We start from the raw sequence: 19,039 nt of genomic DNA on the forward strand, positions 1-19,039 counted from the left end.
CTTGTGAAGAGTGAACCTACGACCTTTATGGCGACTTGTATTGGTTGCGGGAGCCAGATTTGAACTGACGACCTTCGGGTTATGAGCCCGACGAGCTACCAGGCTGCTCCATCCCGCGTCCGAATGAACTTCTTAAGAAATTAAGAAGAAAGCCTCAACAGTTTTAATTCATATTGAAAGAATTGGTTTTGGCAGCACTTATCTTGTGAAGAGTGAACCTACGACCTTTATGGCGACTTGTATTGGTTGCGGGAGCCAGATTTGAACTGACGACCTTCGGGTTATGAGCCCGACGAGCTACCAGGCTGCTCCATCCCGCGTCCGAATGACCTAAGTGCATAGGTAAGCCACAATAGTTTTACTTCAGCTTGTAAGAAGTACCAAGGGTGTTCCCCCTGAATTCGAGGCGTATATTAAGGATAGCGCGCCAATAAAGCAAGTGCTTTTTATTAAAAAACTCACCGTCAGGTTAATAGTTACTCATTATGCCCTAAATATGCGCTATTTTAACACATAAGCTTAACTTTTGTTTATGTGTGGGTGTACTTTCGCTATAATCTCGCCATTGTATTTTTTGGAACCACACCATGACCGTCCCCATGCAACAATTTTTAGCCTTAACCTCTCCTGGTATTGAAGTATTACTCGCCGATGAAGTCAAAAACCTAGGGGCTGAACACGTTATACAAAAGCCAGAAGGCGTCTATTTTTCTGCACCGTTAGCGCTTGGTTATAAAATCGCTTTATGGACGCGTTTAGCAACACGCATCATGCTAAAAATTGGTGAAGGTGAAGCAAAAAACAAAGATGAGCTATTTAAAGCGGCAAGTACGGTTAATTGGTTAGAGCACTTTAATAGCAACACTAGCTTCGCTATTGACTTTGTTGGCTACAGTGAAGAAATCAGAAACAGCCAATTTGGTGGTTTAACCATTAAAGATGCGATTGTTGATCAATTTAGAGACCAAGGCTTTGAGCGCCCTGATGTTGATAAAAAATCACCTCAAATTAGCTTTCAAGCACGGTTACTTAAAGACCATGTTAGTATTTACTTAGACTTCTCTGGTCGCGGATTATTCCAGCGCGGTTACCGTGAACATACAGGTGCTGCTCCCTTAAAAGAAAATTTAGCCGCGGCATTAATTATCCGATCTAATTGGTTAGACGACACCAGCAAACCACTCGTTGACCCTATGTGCGGCTCAGGCACCATCTTAATTGAAGCTATTGCCATGGCAACCAAACAAGCTCCAGGTATACAGCGCGTTTCTTGGGGTTTTGAAAACTGGCTAAAACATGAAGATCATACTTGGCAACAACAACTAAGCCAAGCTATTGAATGCTCTAACACTGCTTTAGAACAAGCCAGCACCCGTAGCTTAAAGGTTTTTGGTATTGACATTGACCCGCGCGTTATTCATACCGCGCAGCAAAATGCCCGCAATGCAAAACTGCAGCGCTTTATTGAGTTTAAGTGTCAAAATACCAATGACATGAATAACGTTTATGGTGGTTCATCTTCCAGCAAAGCAGGCACTATTTTATTTAACCCACCGTATGGCGAACGTATTGGTGAGTTACCCGAGTTAGTAGAAAACTTTGTTTTATTTGGTCAAAAACTGAAAAGCCAATTTATTCATTGGCACGTTGCTATTTTAACGGCCAATATTGAGCTACTTGCCATGCTTAAATTATCAAGTTTTAAGCGTTATAAATTTAAAAATGGTCCGTTAGATTGTCAACTAGCTCTGTATAATGTTGACGATAAGCAATTAGCAAAGGATGCCGTTAATCCGCAGTCATCTTTTGCTGAACAAGACAGTGCTTTTGCTAACCGCTTAAAGAAAAATCGTAAAGGATTAAAAGGCTGGCTTAAATCCAACCAAATTGACTGTTACCGCCTTTATGATGCCGACATACCTGAATATAATGTTGCCGTCGATATTTATGGTGATTACTTAGTTATACAAGAGTATGCTGCGCCAAAAACAATTAACAGCGACAAAGCGAAAAAACGCTTACAAGAAGTGATTTATTGGGCGCCCAAGGTGCTCGAAGTCCCTACCGATAAAGTAGTGCTAAAAACCCGAGCAAAACAAAAAGGCAAAGATCAATACCAACGTGTTGATAAGTCTAAACAGTCTATTATCCTAAATGAACATGGTGCTTTATTCAAAATTAACCTGTGGGACTACCTTGACACCGGTTTATTTTTAGATCACAGAAAAACACGACAAATTGTTGCTAAAAAGGCAAAAGACAAAACGTTATTAAATTTATTCGCTTATACGGGTTCGGTATCATTACAGGCGGCTTTACATGGCGCTCGCTCAATCACTACGGTAGATATGTCAAATACCTACCTTAATTGGGCACAAGATAACTTTGCGTTAAACAAACTTAGCAGCCATAAATATCAATTTATACAAGCGGATTGCTTAGATTGGTTAAAAAAGAATACCGATAAATATGATTTAATCTTTATTGACCCCCCAACATTTTCAAATTCAAAACGAATGGAAGACAGCTTCGACGTGCAACGAGACCATATTGCACTACTGGGCGATGCCCTAAAATCACTTAACCGGGGTGGAGAGATATTTTTTACCAATAATAAGCGCAACTTCAAAATGGATTTTGACGGCTTAGCCGCGCTAGGATTACAAGCCAAGAATATGTCAGATCTTACCCGAGACCAGGATTTCTCACGTAATAAGCATATTCATAATAGCTGGTCTATTACCCGTAAAGCATAACGCAATAATAAGCCCATAATGCACAAGAGTGAACAATGACAAACTATATTTTATATGGCAGCGAAGGTTGCCATTTATGTGAGGAAGCTTTAGCCCTATGTTTATTAGTGATACCTAGCGCACAACTAAAGCAAATTGATATTGTTGACCAAGAAACTGTCGCTCATGAAAGTAAAACCTTAGTAGAACTCTATGGCATGCATATTCCGGTGTTTGAAAAACTAAACACCCAAGGTACTAAGGGTACAGTACAGAGCCAAAAACTATTTTGGCCATTTACTCTCGCACAGCTGACCCAACTAGTCGATTGATAAATAACAGATTAATAGTAAGTAATTTATACTAAGCTATTAATAACTAATGATAAAGAGTTAAAAAACTAATGGAACTATTAAGAATAGCCAATGGCGATCTCGCGTTTGGTGAAGACAAAATTTTAGACAAAGCTGACTTAAGCGTGCAAACAGGCGAACGTATTTGTTTGGTTGGCCGTAATGGCGCAGGCAAGTCTACCCTAATGAAAGTGTTAATGGGTTTACAGAACCTTGATGATGGCCAAATATTAAAATCTAGCACTATGCAATTAGCCATGCTAGAACAAGACCCACCAGAATCATCCGACGTCAGTGTTTTTGATTATGTTGCGCAAGGCGTTAGTGAAAATGCTGATTTACTCAGTCGTTACCATGGGCTAATTCACCTCATTGGTGAAGATCCAAGTGAAAAAAACCTGAATAAGCTTGCCAAAGTACAAGAAGAACTAGAACAAGCAGGCGCATGGCAAGACGAGCAGCGCATTGAGCAAGCCATGAGCACATTGTCATTAAACCCTGACGCTAAAATTTGTGATTTATCCGGTGGTTGGCTACGCAAGTTAGCCCTAGCTAAGGCTCTAGTAACCAACCCAGACATTTTATTACTTGACGAACCCACCAACCATTTAGATATTGAAAGCGTGTTATGGCTTGAAAAGTTCTTAAAAGAGTTTGCTGGTACTATTATTTTTATCAGCCATGACCGCGCCTTTATCCGTGGTTTATCTACCCGTATTTTAGATTTAGACCGGGGTAAACTCACAAGCTACCCAGGAGATTACGATTTATATATCGAACAAAAGCAGCATGACTTACAAGTGGAAGAGCAACAAAACGCCCTGTTTGACAAAAAGTTAGCCGAAGAAGAAGTCTGGATCCGCCAAGGTATTAAAGCCAGACGTACCCGTAATGAAGGCCGCGTTCGTGCCTTAGAAAAACTACGTTTAGAGCGCAAAGCACGCCGCGAAGTACGTAACCAAAGCGCCATGAACATTACTCAAGGTGAACGCTCAGGGAAATTAGTTTTTGAAGCAGAAGATGTCACCGTAGCTTTTGGTGACAAAGTCGTTATTAACAAACTCAATTTACTGATAAACCGTAATGACAGGTTGGCATTGATTGGTGGTAACGGTACTGGTAAGTCAACTTTAATCAAACTTATTATGGAGAAGTTACCAGCGACTAGCGGTAAAATGCGCTCAGGCGTTAATTTAGAAATTGCGTATTTTGACCAGCACCGCGAAGCTCTAGATGTAAACAAAACCGTGCAAGAAATAGTGGGTGAAGGGAAACAAGAAGTTGAAGTGAATGGTAAATCTCGCCATGTACTGGGTTACCTGCAAGATTTCTTATTCAGCCCTAAACGTGCTCGTACCCCTGTCCGTGCTTTATCTGGCGGTGAAAAAAATCGTTTATTATTAGCGAGGCTTTTTTTACGTCCAAGTAACCTACTTATTCTTGATGAGCCAACCAATGATTTAGACATTGAAACCTTAGAATTATTAGAAGAAGTTGTTGCAAATTATGCAGGAACCGTTATTTTAGTGAGCCATGACCGTGATTTTGTTAATAACTGTGTCAATACCTGTCTTTACTTTGACGGCACAGGGCATATTAATCAAATAGTGGGTGGTTACGACGATGTTGACAGTTATTTAGCGTTAAAAGAAGAAGAACGCCAACGCCATTTGTCTGCAGAAAAGCAAAAAGAGACACAGCAAAAAGCGGCAAAGGTTTCACCACAAAAAAGCCAACAACCGGTAAAGAAAAAACTTTCATTTAAAGAAGCAAAAGAGTTAGAAGAATTACCTAAAAAAATAGATGACTTGGAAAATGAAATTGAGAAATTACAAGAACAAGTCAATCAAAGTGACTTCTTTAGCCAAGATGAACAATTCACGAAAAAAATATTGAACCAGCTTAGCGAAAACGAGTCCAAACTCGACACTGCCTATTCAAGATGGCAAGCGTTAGACGAGCTTTAACACCTGTAGTCTGGGATTTATTCCAACAATAAACAAAAGAGTTAAGTAGTAGAATGAGCAAAATAGCAAAAAATATTATCGCCTTTAGCATAACTAGTGCCCTAAGTGCCAGTTTAATAACTAGCGCACATGCTGCCACATACAACATAGTTGAAAAAAGTGAATCAACCCAACTCAAGTACACTTACGCTCAAAAGCAAAACAACATAGGCGATTTAGCCATATCAAGCACGGGTGTTTATAATTTCCCAGTGCAATTTGATCGCTTCACTGACACTGATTTTAACAATATTATACTTTTCGCTGCTTACGGCCACTTTAGTGTGTATGCGTTAGAGAATATTGAAAACGCAGAAGCCTTAAAAGCAGGTAACCCTACCGCAAATGATTTAGCTTGGGTTGTTCGCTGGTTACAAGACCGCAACACTTCTGGCGTTATCGGTAAAGGTCGTGACATTGCGTATCAAAAAGTGGGTGATAGCCTTGCGATGATCAATGTTGATGGGGTTCTACAAGACTACACAGTATGGGATACCACTTTTGCAGGTAGCGATCAATTAACACGTTCAACCATTGATATCCTCAGTGGCATTACCGATACTGGTATTTCTTATGGTAGTGCAACTGCTCCCTACTTACCCAGCGAAACTTTTACAGACGCTGACGGAAATGAGCATACCTTTTGGCTTAGGGAGCACGGTGTAAGAGGTTTTTACTCGTATGATCAAGGTGGGCAAATTCACCCAATCATACCGTTTGAGTCTCGCTATGGTGGTGGCACTTCTTCCGTTATGGATGTAAATGAGGCCGGAATTGCTGTAGGTTTTAGCAGCTATAAAGTCGCCCAAAGTTATGTTGAGGCAATTGAAGGCAGAACTAACCCTGATAAATCTGATGAAGAAAATAAAGCCAGCACCTGTGCAGACCCTGATATTGTTCCCGCAACAATGACACTTGAGGCTTGTATTGCAAGAATACAGTTATCTTCAACAAGCTCCCCCTACGACTCTATGGCATTTAAGGCAACACTAAACCCTAATGGCAGTGCTGTGGTAGAGCAACTAGGTTTATTAGTCACACCACACCCAGATGACGAACGCTCTTATTCAAGTTACGCATTGGCCGTTAATAACGAAGGCGTAGCAGTAGGTTATGCTGATGGTTTTTATGATGAGGTGGTAACACCAGCTGTAGACCAAAGAAAATTTTATCAATATGCTGTTGCTTATAAAAATGGCGAAGTTATCGACCTTAGTGGCGACCATACTCAGAGTCGTGGCTCTATTGCTTATGATATAAATGATGCCGGTATTGCTGTTGGTCATACGACTAATACCAGAGGTATACGTAAGTTTTTTTATGTTGACACCAACGCACCGAAAGAAGCAATTAAGATGGTAACGCCTAAAGATTACTTTACTGGTTCAGACAGTACCGCTAGAGCCATCAATAATACAGGGCTTATTGTCGGTGAAGGTGAAATAGAAACACACAACGAAAGTAGTAGTAACCCCCGCCGAACCGCCGCCTTTGTTTACGACATGAATAATGATATTTTTACTAACCTTAACCTAACCATTCCCTGCGCTTTACGTTTAACCTATAATATTTTAGAAGCCCGTGATATTAATGACAACGGGGTTATTTCGGCGACAGCCATTGTCAAAGTCGACCGTCGTAACGCTAAAGGTGAAGTTATGTTAGATGACTTTGGTGAACCATTAAAAGAAGATGTTTTAAGAGCAGTTAGCTTAGAGCCAACAATTGATACAGGTGAAGTTTGTACTGCAGAAGAAGAAAACAAGGTTATCCGTCAAGGGGCTAGTATCAGCTTTGCTAGCCTTTTATCTGTGATGGCTTTATTTGGTTTACGCCGCCGATTTACTCACGCTTAATAGTTAAACTTAGCCAGAGCGCAGTAATAGTTTACACTGCGCTTGCTTCAAAGCTTTCCTTAAAGCGAACCAGACTTGCACTCATAACATAAAATACGAAACATAATACAAAAGCCCTGCACTACTGGGCTTTTTTTACTCGTTTTACCTACTGTTATTCTTCTTTTTTAGCTAGAGGGTTCACTCTCCCACCAGTCGTTTTGTCTGCTCGCCCTTCTAACTTCGCTTTTTCTGCTCGACGCTTTCTTACTTCTTTAGGGTCAGCAATAAGTGGGCGGTAAATTTCAACGCGATCTAAATCTTCTAAAACAGCTGACAGCTTTGCTGCTTTATTCCAAATACCCACTTTATTAACCGTTAAATCTATTTCAGGAAAAAGTGAAATTATTCCTGACTCTTCTATCGCCTGTTCAACCGTTGTGCCGGCATCAAGCGATAATGACAACAACTTTTGTTTATGTGCTAGACCATAGACTACTTCTACTTGTATTTTCTCGTTTTGACTATTCATGCTATCCATTTAGGCATTAACCCCATAAACATCTTTCGCCCGTTGGGTAAATGCTTGTACCATATTATTCGTTAAATGCGTAAACACTCTACCAAAAGCTAAATCAAACATCTTGTTAGAAAATTCATATTCTAACTCCAAACTCACCTTACAAGCATCGTCTGACAATGCGGTTAAAAGCCAACAGCCTTGTAATTTTTTAAATGGCCCCTCAACTAATTCCAAAGTCACTTTTTTATTAGAGACTAAGGTGTTTTTTGTTGTAAACCATTTATTTAACCCCGCTTTTGAAACCAATAAAGCAGCAGTTACTGAGTTATCATCTTCGGCAATAATTTTACTATTGTTACAATCGGGTAAAAATTGAGGATAAGCAAGCACATCATTGATTAATAAAAACATTTGCTCAACACTGTACATTACCAGTGCACTTCGACTTATGGATGGCATTCTTATTTTTAACCCCTATTAAACTTGATCTTATAACCAAAGCACTTCAAGATGCTAGTTTCCTGCATATTAAGGCAACCTACAGACATAATACCAAAACAGACATACAAGCGCATTATTACTTGAATATAAACAAAGAATTTTTACTAAAGCTTAATTTAGTATATAAAATCGTGTATTTGTAGGTATAATCACGCCGTTAACAATGGGATCAAAAATGGCAAAGAAGAAATCAAAAAATAAATCTAACAGCAATACTATCGCTTTAAATAAAAAGGCTAGGCACAATTATAACCTCACCGACAAATTTGAAGCGGGCATGAACTTGCAAGGTTGGGAAATAAAAAGTATCAGAAATGGTAAAGTAAACATCTCTGACTGTTACGTGCATATCAAAGATAGAGAAGCTTACTTATTAGGGGCTGAAATTACCCCACTAAAAGAAGCCTCTACGCATGTTGTCTGTGATCCTAACCGTGACCGAAAACTTTTACTTAACCGTAGAGAGCTTGATGTATTAGCCGGCGCTGTTGACCGTGAAGGTTATTCACTTATTGCTACCGCTATGTATTGGCGTAAAAACTGGGTAAAACTTGAATTTTACTTGGGTAAAGGTAAAAAGGATCATGATAAACGGGCTGATATAAAAAGCAGAGAATGGGATCTTGATAAAAGCCGCCTAATGAAAAATAAAAACTTAAACAAACTGTAAATACAAACTAGGTTGAGTAATATTGTACATCCGTGAAATGCACTGTATAATGTGACTACTCAGTACATAGTTTAAACGTACTAAGTATTGCTTTTTCTTATCGCTTGTTTATTACGAGATACGATAAAGTAGCTTTATAAAAGAATAAACTGTAGAAAATGAAAATATAGCAAAGAAATAAACTTGGGGCTGATTCAGGATTCGACGAGATTCACGAAACCCAAGGTGCATGCCCAGGGGCGGTTGGCCTGGTAAAAAGCCGCAAAACCATAATTGCAAACGACGAAACGTTCGCACTAGCCGCTTAGGCTAGCCATCGCCTCAAAAATTTTTCTGTTGTTTAGAGGATCGATGGTCACATTAAACAGAATAGCGAGGGAAGCACGCTTAAGGCTGAACCGCGAAATAGTATTAAGCTCACCATGACGAAGCCTGTCGATTGGCGTCTAATTGGTTAAATAAATAATCGACTAAGCATGTAGTACCGAGGATGTAGGTTTTTCGGACGCGGGTTCAAATCCCGCCAGCTCCACCACATACAACCCAGTAAAAGCACTTGTTTTTACTGGGTTTTTTCATTAAATAACGACCGCGAATCCACTAGACAACCACTTAAAACGACACGCATACGACACGCGCTTTTAGATATCGGGGAGTCCAATTACCTACACTTCCTTTTTCATAATTTAATTCCGTTTTAAAAGCCATGACTTATTTATAGGTTACCACTTTGTTAATTATGAATATTACCTTAATTTGACAAACCTTCTCTACCATATAACTTTATAAAGGTTACAATAGCCTTAATAAAAATTTCAGCCTTCAGTGCTAGTAAATAATCCTTAAATCTTGCTTAAAAAATAGTATATCTAGTGATATGGTAAGTTAAGTTACGGAAAAATAATAATAAAGGGTCAACATGACAGACAACAATTTCTCTTCAACCGCTGCTTTTTTATGGTCAGTCGCTGACTTACTTCGCGGTGATTTTAAACAATCTCAGTATGGCCGTATTATTCTTCCTTTTACGCTGTTAAGGCGTTTAGAGTGTGTACTTGAAGCCACTAAACCGGCCGTGCTTGAAAAGTACGATGCCGTAAAAGCCATGCCCATTGAAGCGCAAGGCAAGCTCTTTACTCATGCAGCGCAGTTAAGTTTTTACAATACTTCAAAAATGGATTTAAACCGCCTTGGCGAAACCGATGTAGCCAGTAACCTAGAAAGCTACATACAGTCGTTTAGCCCTAATGCCCGTGAAATTTTTGAGCACTTTGATTTTTTTAACACCCTAGATAAGCTGGCAGAAGCCGACTTACTTTATAAAGTCGCTAAACGCTTTGCTACAACCGACCTACACCCAAATGTTATTAATAACTATGGCATGGGGTTAGTGTTTGAAGAGCTAATTAGGCGCTTTGCTGAAAGCTCTAACGAAACAGCCGGTGAGCACTTTACCCCGCGCGACATTGTACGTTTAACCACGTCTTTAGTATTTACCAATGACGACGATGCGCTGACGCAATCGGGCTTAGTGCGCTCAATTTACGACCCAACAGCGGGTACGGGCGGGTTTTTATCATCGGGGATGGAATACGTATTAGAGCTTAACAATAAAGCATCGCTTTCAGCATTTGGCCAAGAGCTAAACCCAGAGTCATACGCTATATGTAAAGCCGATATGCTTATTAAAGGCCAAAAGGTCGATAACATTAAGCTTGGTAATACCTTATCGAATGACCAGCTACGCACTGAAAAGTTTGACTACATGTTATCTAACCCGCCATTTGGGGTGAATTGGAAAAAAATTCAAAAACAAATTAACGACGAACACACCGAAAAAGGCTTTGAAGGCCGCTTTGGTGCGGGTTTACCGCGCGTATCTGACGGCTCGTTACTGTTTTTAATGCACTTAGTTAGCAAAATGCGACGCACAGGAAGTGCTAGTGTCGTGGGAGACAGGATGTCGGGAACGACCGCCCACGAAAAAAATAGCGGTGGCTCGCGCATTGGTATTATTTTAAATGGCTCACCGTTATTTACCGGTGGTGCAGGTAGCGGCGAGAGTGAAATACGCCGTTATATACTTGAAAACGATCTGCTAGAGGCCATTGTAGCCCTACCTACAGATATGTTTTACAACACCGGCATATCAACGTATGTGTGGGTGCTTTCAAGCCATAAACCTGCTAACCGTAAAGGCAAAGTACAACTTATTAATGCGGCAAAAGAGCGCGCTAAAACAGGCGGCAGAGGCCGCAGTGGCGGTGGTGAAGTTGAAGGTAATGATGAAAACGTGTTTTATGCAGCTATGCGTAAGTCACTCGGTAGCAAACGTAAAGAACTAACAGAAGATGCAATAGACACCATTGTTAAAACATACGGCCAATTTGTAGAGAACGACTTTAGTAAAATATTTGATTACCAAGAATTTGGTTATCGCCGCATTACGGTAGAGCGCCCATTACAACTGGCGGTTTATCCAAAAGATGAGCTACGCATTACCGCTTTAACAACCGACAAAGCATGGGATAAGTTAAACGAGCATACTCAGCACACTATTCTTGCAGCGCTTGCCTCACTTAACAACGATAAATACTTATCTCGCGATGTGTTTTTAAACGCATTAACTACCGAGCTTGCAACAGCAACACCTGCGGTTAAGCTAAGCGCTGCACAGCTTAAACTGATAGTTAAACATTTAAGCGAACACGATGACGAAGCAGAAGTATGTAAGGTAAAGGGCAAGGTAGAAGCCAACCCTGACTTACGTGATAACGAAAACGTACCACTAACAGAAAGTGTTGATGACTACTTTGCCCGTGAAGTACTACCCCATGTGCCAAATGCGTGGATTGATACTAAAAAAACCGACGAGCAAGACGGCGAAGTCGGTATAGTTGGTTACGAAATACCATTCAATCGCCATTTTTACGAATATGTGCCACCAAGATCACTCACCGAAATTGATGCTGATTTAGATAAAGTATCGAGCGAGATTATGCAGCTACTTCAAGAGGTACATTCATAATGACAGGTTCAGCCTTGAGTGGAAGAAAGTATAAAGCATATCCTGAGTATAGGGATTCTGGGGTTGAATGGTTAAAAAACATCCCCTTTCATTGGGATTGTAAAAAATTGAAGTTCTTTCTTAATGATCTTGTAAGAGGTCCTTTTGGGAGTGCTTTAAAAAAGGAATTTTTTACAACTTCTGGTATGAAAGTTTACGAGCAAAAAAACTGCATACAAGACAGTGTAATACTTGGCGATTCTTATATATCAGAAGATATTTATCGTGATTTGAGTCGGTTTACCGTGACTAATGGCGACTTACTAATGAGTTGTTCAGGGACTATAGGTAAGATCGTAGAAATTACAGAACCATATGAAAAGGGAATTATAAATCAAGCTCTATTGATAATGAGGATTGATGAAGGTGTTGTAAACAAAGCATTTTTCAAGCATATTTTTAGAAGTGAAGATGTTCAAAAACAAATAAAAGATAATACCCAAGGTGGTGCTATGCAAAACCTTGTTGCTACAGATATATTTAAGTCAGTTTCTTTTACAATCCCCTCATATGAAGAACAACAAAAAATTGCCAGCTTCCTCGATCACGAAACCGCTAAAATCGACACTCTAATCGCGAAACAAGAAAAGCTGATTGAGCTGTTAAAAGAAAAGCGCCAAGCGGCCATTTCTCACGCAGTGACTAAAGGGCTAAACCCCAATGCCCCAATGCGCGACTCAGGCGTAGAGTGGCTAGGTGAAGTGCCAGAGCATTGGGTAGTTATCCCGAATAAGAGATTGTTTGAACTCACACCTAAGAAGTCTCAAATCGAACATAAAAAAAATGAGTTATGTAATTTCATTCCAATGGAAAAGTTAAAACAAGACTCATTAGTTCTTGATGAAGAAAGGCTAATTAACTCTGTTTTTGACGGTTATACCTACTTCGAAAACGAAGACATTCTTATGGCCAAAGTGACTCCCTGTTTTGAGAACAAGAATATGGTTGTTGCTCGCAATATGAAAAATGGTATTGGATTTGGCTCTTCCGAAATCTATGTGCTTAGGTGCAATAGTAAAATTAATAATGATTTTATGTATTACCGTCTACAAGAAAATACCTTTATGAATATTTCGATTGCAGCAATGACTGGTGCTGGCGGCTTAAAAAGGGTTCCATCTGATGTGATTATGAACTTTATACTCGCTCTTCCACCACTAGAAGAACAATTAAGAATAGTTCAAGAATTGAAAGAGAAGTTAGCAATTTTTGATGAACTATCTATTAAAGCGAATAGTGCTATCAACCTTATGAAAGAGCGCAAAACCGCCCTTATCTCAGCAGCAGTAACCGGCAAGATTGATGTGCGAGACTTTGCCGTAGAAGAAAGCTAACCCAAGGATGGATAAAAATGAGTCGATTAGAAAATAAAATAGAAGCGAAAAACCGCTCAATATTAGAAGTGCTCGATAATAAAAAATATACGGTAGATTATTACCAGCGTGAATACAGTTGGGAGCAAACCCACATAGAGCAGTTGGTTACCGATTTATGCTCGGCCTTTTTAGATAATTATTCGCCTACGCATCAACGGCATGATGTAGAAGAGTATAATAGCTACTACTTAGGCCCGTTTGTTTTAAGTGAAAAAGCCGGTAGGCGCAGTATTATTGATGGCCAGCAACGCTTAACGTCTTTAACCTTGTTTTTAATTTATTTAAATAATAAACAAAAAGAGCTGGGGTTAACTGAATCTATTTCTAGCATGGTTTTTTCTGAAAAGTTTGGCCAAAAGTCATTTAATATTGATGTGCCTGAGCGTACTCCTTGTTTAGATGCTTTATTTAATCAAGGGGAATATACCCCACCTGAAGATGCCGATGCGTCTACCGTGAATATGGTTGCGCGCTATCAAAATATTTGTGAGGCGTTTCCTGACGATATAATAAATAAAGAGGTATTACCTTTATTTATAGATTGGCTGCGCTGGTTAGTGGTGCTGGTTGAAATAGTGGCTTATAGCGATGAAAACGCATACACCATTTTTGAAACCATGAATGACCGTGGTTTAAATTTAACCCCCACCGAAATGCTTAAAGGCTTTTTGCTCTCTAAATACCGAGATGATGACAAACGAAAACAAGCGAATGAGCTTTGGAAAAAAACAATTGTTGAGCTGAAAGCGTTTGATAAAGAAGAAGACCAACGTTTTGTACAAGCATGGCTAAGAGCAAAATATGCTGAGTCGATTCGTCAAGGTAAAGCGGGCTCTTTAAACGAAGACTTTGAAAAAATAGGCACGCGTTTTCATAATTGGGTGAGAGATAACTTAGGTAAAATTGGCTTAGCTAAAGGTGGCGAGGCTGAATTTAATGCCTTTATTAATAATGAGTTTAAATACTATGTTGCTGCTTATAAACGCATACGATTAGCTGAAGATGCGTTAACCCCTGCTTTAGCCTCTATTCATTATATACACCAATGGGGTATTGCTAGCTCTTTAAGTTATCCACTTATGCTTGCACCACTTAAAATTACCGATTCGATTGACCTTGCTAATACAAAAATGAACTTAGTGGCTAAGTATATTGATATATTTTGCGTGCGTCGCGCTGTTAATTTTAGGACATTTCCGGCCAGCTCTATTCGTTATACTATGTACAACTTAGTAAAAGAAATACGTAATAAAGACATTGACGAACTGATGGCTATTTTTGCGCATAAGCTATCAGAAATGGATGAGCAATGGAGTGGGTTTAAAAGCTTTCGTTTACATGGGCAAAATGGCCGGTTTGTTAAATATTTATTGTCTAGAATGTCGGCTTATGTGGATGAACTTGCCGGTGAGAATACGAACTTTGCTACTTATTATCATGCTGCGCAAGGCAAGCCGTTTGAAATTGAGCATTTGTGGGCAAATAATTTTGATAACCACAGAGATGAGTTTGAGCAACTTAATGACTTTAACGAATGCAGAAACAGCATAGGGGCTTTGGTATTATTACCGCGTGGCACTAATCAATCATATAACGATAAACCCTACACAGAAAAACTGCCGCATTATATTAAAGAAAACTTACTGGTTAAGTCATTACACCCGTTAACATACGACAACAACCCTAATTTTAATAAGCTTACATCATGTTATGGATTAGCATTTAAAGCACATTCTGGGATGAAGATCGAAGATATAAAAGAGCGATGTAATTTATATCGTAGTATCGCTGAACAAATTTGGCGTTTAGAGGTAAATAGTTAGAATGGATAAACTAGAAGTATTAATCTTATATAAAGAGCAGTATAGCAATGAATTGGCAAGAAAAGACGCAATAACATCTCAAATTCAGATAAGGTTTGCTGCTATAGCCACCGTTTTAACATTATTGCTTTATATATCAAAGAATATAGACCTAAAAATACACCTTTGGCTAATGATACTTCTTGGTACCTTAGCGCTTATAGGTGTCGGCTTTTTAGCAAAAGCAGGGAAGTTATTGCTTGATGCTTTTTGGGGTAATGAGTTCGACTTCATTCCTTTAGCAAGTGAACTGGAAGCAACTAGAAAAGATATGGAGGCTAAAGGGTACTTTAAAGAAGATCCTGATATATTTATTGATTACCTTATTGAAGAGTTTAGTGATTGCGCAGGACAAAACTCAAAAACAAACGATCTCCGTCAAAAAAAAATTTATCTGATGAATAAGCCTTTTAAAATTGCACTAATACCATTATCAATTGTTGGTTTAATATTTATTTTAGGTGATCTTGATGCAGCTTCCGCTAGAAAAGACATTTCTATTTCAGTAAGTCATCCTGTTCAGTGTAAAAACGTATCTATTCAAAAAAAGGTGGGACAATAATGGCAACAGAAGATAAAAAAGATCCTACAAATGCCCTTAAGCCATTCAAAAAACCAGAAAGAAGAAAAGTTATTGAGGTCAGTAGTCGGCCTGAGATGGTTAAAGATATATATTATATGACTAATGAGGCTTTAAATTCAGCTGTAGCTGTACAGTCTGATCCTGTAGGCACCTATTTTAATCCTGTAAATGAAAAAACATTTCAAAACGATATTATTGACCAAATGCTGGCACAAGGCTGGTTATTGGGGGAGTCGAATAAATATAATAAAGCGTTAGCCCTTTACCCGGAAGATGTTGTTACCTTTGTAAAAGGCTCTCAGCCTGAGCAATGGGATAAGCTGCAAAAACATTACCCTGAAACTGACCGTAGCCCTACGGCAACCGCTGATGCTTTACTTAAAAACCTAGAGCGCAACTTAAAAAACAAAGGCACGCTGTGGGTGTTACGTAATGTAATGAAAGACCGCGGTGCTAAATTTAGCTTATGTAGTTTTAAGCCTGATCACGATTTAAACCCTGATGCGAGCAAGCGCTATAACAAAAACATTTTACGCGTGGTGCCTGAGCTAAAATACTCACCGAATGGCTATGATGGCCGGTTAGATTTAACCCTGTTTGTAAATGGGCTACCGGTTGTAACTTGCGAGCTAAAGTCTGAATTTAAACAGTCGCTCAATAATGCCAAAGTGCAGTATATGAAAGACCGCCAACCAAAAGACCCAACCACTAAAAAGGCTGAGCCGTTACTCACCTTTAAACGCGGTGCGTTAGTTCACTTTGCAGTAAGCCAATACAACGTGGCAATGACAACCCGTTTAGCGGGGAATAAAACCTTCTTTTTACCGTTTGACCAAGGTACTGCTGAAGGTGCTGCGGGGAACGATATTCCGGCTGATGGCAGTTATGCGACCTCGTACCTTTGGAACGAGATATTTCAAAAAGATAACTTATTACTTATTTTAAGCCGTTATATTCACTTAGAAGTAAAAGACGAAGAGCAACTAGATGGCTCAATAAAAGTAAAAGAAACCATGATATTCCCGCGTTATCATCAATGGGCTGTGGTGTCTAAGCTTATAAATACAGTCGATTTTGAAGGGACAGGTAAAAAGTACCTTATTCAGCACAGTGCGGGCTCGGGTAAGTCGAACTCTATTGCGTGGTTGTCGCATCAGCTGGCCTCTAAACATTATTTAACTGAGCACCCCGAATTACAAAAACAAGCAGGTGACAAAGTATTCGACTCAGTCATAGTCATTACCGATAGAACCGTTTTAGACAGCCAGCTGCAAGATACCATTTATCAGTTTGATCATAACGAAGGGATGATAGCGCGCGTTAACCGCGAAGAAGCACAAGGCTCTAAATCGAGCCAGTTAGCTGGTGAGCTTAAAGCCAGTACCTCGATTATTATTGTAACCATACAGACCTTTCCCCATGTTTTAGAGGCCATACGTAAAGACTCTACCCTAGCTGGGCGAAGTTTTGCGGTAATAGCCGATGAAGCGCACTCTAGCCAAACAGGAACAACAGCACGTAAGTTACGTGAAGTGCTAATGGCTGAACAACTTGAAGGCGATGACGAGTTAGACAGCGAGGATATGTTGCGTTTATCGCTAGAGGCCCGAAAAGGGTCTAACAATATTAGTTACTTTGCCTTTACCGCAACCCCTAAAGCGAAAACCTTAGAGCTATTTGGTCGACCTGAAGATTTAGACGCACCGCTAAGCGATACTAATAAGCCATTGCCCTTTCATGTATATTCAATGCGCCAAGCCATTGAAGAAGGCTTTATTTTAGATGTACTGCAAAATTACACCAGTTACCGTGTGGCGTATCAATTAGCTCACGACAATCCGCAGTCTGATCAAGAAGTAGATAGCAAAAAAGCGGCGTCTAAAATGGCTAAATGGGTAAGGCTACACCCTTATAATATTGCCCAAAAAGTTGAAACAATTGTTGAGCACTTTAATGCCAAAATTAAACATTTATTAGGCGGAGAAGCTAAAGCAATGGTGGTGACGAGCAGCCGTTTAGAGGCTGTAAGGTACAAGCTTGCTTTTGAAAAGTATGTCATGGATAAAGGCTATGAAAACGTCAATGCGATGGTGGCGTTTTCTGGTGAAGTGAACGACCCAGATATTCCTGATCATGCGTTTACTGAAAAAGCGATGAATCCTAATTTACGTGGCCGTGATATGCGCAAAGCTTTTGACACTAACGACTACCAAGTCATGTTAGTAGCAAATAAGTTTCAAACAGGATTTGACCAACCTAAATTAGTGGCTATGTATGTTGATAAACCATTAAAGGGTGTTGAATGTATACAAACGCTTTCTAGGCTAAACCGTACTTACAAAGGTAAAGATAAAACCTTTGTGCTTGATTTTGTAAACGACCCAGAAGAAATTTTAGCAGAGTTTAAAGTTTACTTTCAAACCGCTGAGCTTTCGGGGGTATCTGATCCTAATATTGTTTACGACATTATGGAGAAGCTTGCTGAGGTGGGGATTTACCAATGGTTTGAGGTAGAAACTTTTGTAACCGCTTATAACAGTAAACATGCCAAGCAAGACAAACTCACCAATATTATGAAAGCGCCGGTTGAGCGATTTAAGTTGCGCTACAAAGAAGCCACTACGGTGCTGCAATCAGCCCAAAAAGAGCTTTCAAAAGCGAAAGATGAGAACAACGACAAAGCGATTAAGTACAGTGAAAACAGTGTTAAGCACGCTAAAGAAGCCAGAGATATTTTAGATGTGTTTAGAAAAGATTTAATCTCGTTTTACCGTTATTACGAGTTTAGCTCTCAAATTGTTGACTTTAACGACACTGACCTAGAAAAACTCAGCGTGTTTGCTAAAAACTTACACCCACTTTTACGTATGGATGTAATAGAAGATGACGTTGACTTAACAGATGTAGTGATGACACATTATCGGCTGCATGAACAACGCGAAGCTGATTTACAGCTAGGCCATAAAGTAGGCGAAGAGCCTAAAACTTACTTATCACCGAGTAAAGAAGGCTCAGGCGCAGTACCTAAAGACCCTAAAACGGAGCTTTTAAACGAAATCATTGAGCGTATGAACGACCTGTTTGCTGAAGATGGGTTATCTGAAAATGATATGGTTAATTACGCTAATGCCATTATGGGTAAAGTAGCTGAAAACGAAACCGCAATGGATCAGGTTAAGCACAATACTAAAGAGCAAGCCATGCTTGGCCAATTCCCTGAAGCAATCCAAAACGCGATTATTGAGAGTATGGACACTCACAACGCAATGGCCATGAAAGCGCTATCAAGCGATTTAGTGTCTAAAGGCATCGCGAGCTTAGTATTTGACATGCTAATGAAAGGTGTTGCTGCTAAGGGCGATGAGCAACGCAGTTAAAGCTTATTTATTTTTTAGGTAAGCCGTAATAGCTTACCTCTTTGCTTTGCCAACAAGGCGCGTTTACAGGTAAGTAATATGGAAGTTAAGTTCAATTCATTAAATGAGTTAGCAAAGCTAATTCTTTAAGGTACAGTCATACTTGATGATA

12 protein-coding genes, 2 tRNA genes and 1 other RNA gene are annotated in these 19,039 nt (G+C 39.6%); 11 read left to right on the top strand and 4 right to left on the bottom strand.

Features of this window, described 5'->3' with window-relative positions; genetic code table 11:
• Positions 1-41: 41 nt before the first annotated feature.
• Positions 42-118: transfer RNA gene (locus AC0UA9_RS04045), tRNA-Met, on the bottom strand.
• A 125-nt stretch (positions 119-243) separates the two neighbouring features.
• A tRNA-Met gene (locus tag AC0UA9_RS04050) sits at positions 244-320 on the bottom strand.
• A 267-nt stretch (positions 321-587) separates the two neighbouring features.
• Here AC0UA9_RS04050 and rlmKL point away from each other — a divergent pair.
• From rlmKL to AC0UA9_RS04070, 4 genes are all read left to right on the top strand, one after another.
• Positions 588-2,756 (top strand): bifunctional 23S rRNA (guanine(2069)-N(7))-methyltransferase RlmK/23S rRNA (guanine(2445)-N(2))-methyltransferase RlmL, encoded by a 2,169-nt coding sequence (gene rlmKL / locus AC0UA9_RS04055; RefSeq protein WP_475657386.1) that lies wholly within the window; start codon positions 588-590, stop codon positions 2,754-2,756.
• Positions 2,757-2,791: 35 nt separating this feature from the next.
• Positions 2,792-3,067 carry a glutaredoxin family protein gene (locus tag AC0UA9_RS04060; RefSeq protein ID WP_475657389.1) on the top strand — a complete coding sequence of 92 codons (276 nt, stop codon included), beginning with the start codon at positions 2,792-2,794 and terminating at the stop codon, positions 3,065-3,067.
• A 71-nt stretch (positions 3,068-3,138) separates the two neighbouring features.
• Positions 3,139-5,055 (top strand): ATP-binding cassette ATPase Uup, encoded by a 1,917-nt coding sequence (uup, locus tag AC0UA9_RS04065; protein ID WP_475657391.1) that lies wholly within the window; start codon positions 3,139-3,141, stop codon positions 5,053-5,055.
• 53 nt (positions 5,056-5,108) lie between these two features.
• Positions 5,109-6,950 carry a DUF3466 family protein gene (locus AC0UA9_RS04070; RefSeq protein ID WP_475657394.1) on the top strand — a complete coding sequence of 614 codons (1,842 nt, stop codon included), beginning with the start codon at positions 5,109-5,111 and terminating at the stop codon, positions 6,948-6,950.
• A gap of 154 nt (positions 6,951-7,104) precedes the next feature.
• Here the strand turns inward: AC0UA9_RS04070 and AC0UA9_RS04075 are convergent, their stop codons facing one another.
• Together AC0UA9_RS04075 and AC0UA9_RS04080 are read right to left on the bottom strand one after the other, a co-directional pair.
• Complete coding sequence (locus AC0UA9_RS04075; protein WP_475657397.1) at positions 7,105-7,461, bottom strand: RnfH family protein; 357 nt, start codon at positions 7,459-7,461, stop codon at positions 7,105-7,107.
• 9 nt (positions 7,462-7,470) lie between these two features.
• Complete coding sequence (locus AC0UA9_RS04080) at positions 7,471-7,911, bottom strand: SRPBCC family protein (RefSeq protein WP_475657400.1); 441 nt, start codon at positions 7,909-7,911, stop codon at positions 7,471-7,473.
• Between the two features lie 217 nt (positions 7,912-8,128).
• Here AC0UA9_RS04080 and smpB point away from each other — a divergent pair, with 217 nt between their 5' ends.
• The 7 genes from smpB to AC0UA9_RS04115 all read left to right on the top strand — a co-directional run bounded on the left by smpB (position 8,129) and on the right by AC0UA9_RS04115 (position 18,888).
• On the top strand, positions 8,129-8,623 hold the full coding sequence (gene smpB / locus AC0UA9_RS04085; protein WP_475657403.1) for an SsrA-binding protein SmpB: 495 nt from the start codon (positions 8,129-8,131) through the stop codon (positions 8,621-8,623).
• 185 nt (positions 8,624-8,808) lie between these two features.
• Positions 8,809-9,158: a transfer-messenger RNA gene (gene ssrA, locus AC0UA9_RS04090) on the top strand.
• Positions 9,159-9,542: 384 nt separating this feature from the next.
• On the top strand, positions 9,543-11,651 hold the full coding sequence (locus AC0UA9_RS04095; protein WP_475657405.1) for a type I restriction-modification system subunit M: 2,109 nt from the start codon (positions 9,543-9,545) through the stop codon (positions 11,649-11,651).
• The gene (locus AC0UA9_RS04100) at positions 11,651-13,024 is read left to right on the top strand and encodes a restriction endonuclease subunit S (RefSeq protein ID WP_475657407.1); all 1,374 of its coding nucleotides are present in this window, start codon (positions 11,651-11,653) and stop codon (positions 13,022-13,024) included. Before AC0UA9_RS04095 ends, AC0UA9_RS04100 begins: the two co-directional genes overlap by 1 nt.
• 17 nt (positions 13,025-13,041) lie before the next feature.
• Positions 13,042-14,889, top strand: coding sequence for a DUF262 domain-containing protein (locus tag AC0UA9_RS04105; protein WP_475657410.1), 1,848 nt, complete (start codon positions 13,042-13,044; stop codon positions 14,887-14,889).
• 1 nt (position 14,890) lies between these two features.
• Positions 14,891-15,490: a hypothetical protein gene (locus AC0UA9_RS04110; protein WP_475657413.1), complete on the top strand. Its 600-nt coding sequence runs from the start codon at positions 14,891-14,893 to the stop codon at positions 15,488-15,490.
• A gap of 224 nt (positions 15,491-15,714) precedes the next feature.
• Positions 15,715-18,888, top strand: coding sequence for a type I restriction endonuclease subunit R (locus AC0UA9_RS04115; protein WP_475657583.1), 3,174 nt, complete (start codon positions 15,715-15,717; stop codon positions 18,886-18,888).
• The last annotated feature ends 151 nt before the right edge of the window (positions 18,889-19,039 follow it).

The organism is Colwellia sp. F1 (genome assembly GCF_056238625.1).

Excerpts from the sequence above, each read along its gene's own strand:
- rlmKL (WP_475657386.1), top strand. The coding sequence starts at position 588 with ATGACCGTCCCCATGCAACAATTTTTAGCCTTAACCTCTCCTGGTATT.
- AC0UA9_RS04060 (WP_475657389.1), top strand. The coding sequence starts at position 2,792 with ATGACAAACTATATTTTATATGGCAGCGAAGGTTGCCATTTATGTGAG.
- uup (WP_475657391.1), top strand. The coding sequence starts at position 3,139 with ATGGAACTATTAAGAATAGCCAATGGCGATCTCGCGTTTGGTGAAGAC.
- AC0UA9_RS04070 (WP_475657394.1), top strand. The coding sequence starts at position 5,109 with ATGAGCAAAATAGCAAAAAATATTATCGCCTTTAGCATAACTAGTGCC.
- AC0UA9_RS04075 (WP_475657397.1), bottom strand. The coding sequence starts at position 7,461 with ATGAATAGTCAAAACGAGAAAATACAAGTAGAAGTAGTCTATGGTCTA.
- AC0UA9_RS04080 (WP_475657400.1), bottom strand. The coding sequence starts at position 7,911 with ATGCCATCCATAAGTCGAAGTGCACTGGTAATGTACAGTGTTGAGCAA.
- smpB (WP_475657403.1), top strand. The coding sequence starts at position 8,129 with ATGGCAAAGAAGAAATCAAAAAATAAATCTAACAGCAATACTATCGCT.
- AC0UA9_RS04095 (WP_475657405.1), top strand. The coding sequence starts at position 9,543 with ATGACAGACAACAATTTCTCTTCAACCGCTGCTTTTTTATGGTCAGTC.
- AC0UA9_RS04100 (WP_475657407.1), top strand. The coding sequence starts at position 11,651 with ATGACAGGTTCAGCCTTGAGTGGAAGAAAGTATAAAGCATATCCTGAG.
- AC0UA9_RS04105 (WP_475657410.1), top strand. The coding sequence starts at position 13,042 with ATGAGTCGATTAGAAAATAAAATAGAAGCGAAAAACCGCTCAATATTA.
- AC0UA9_RS04110 (WP_475657413.1), top strand. The coding sequence starts at position 14,891 with ATGGATAAACTAGAAGTATTAATCTTATATAAAGAGCAGTATAGCAAT.
- AC0UA9_RS04115 (WP_475657583.1), top strand. The coding sequence starts at position 15,715 with ATGCTGGCACAAGGCTGGTTATTGGGGGAGTCGAATAAATATAATAAA.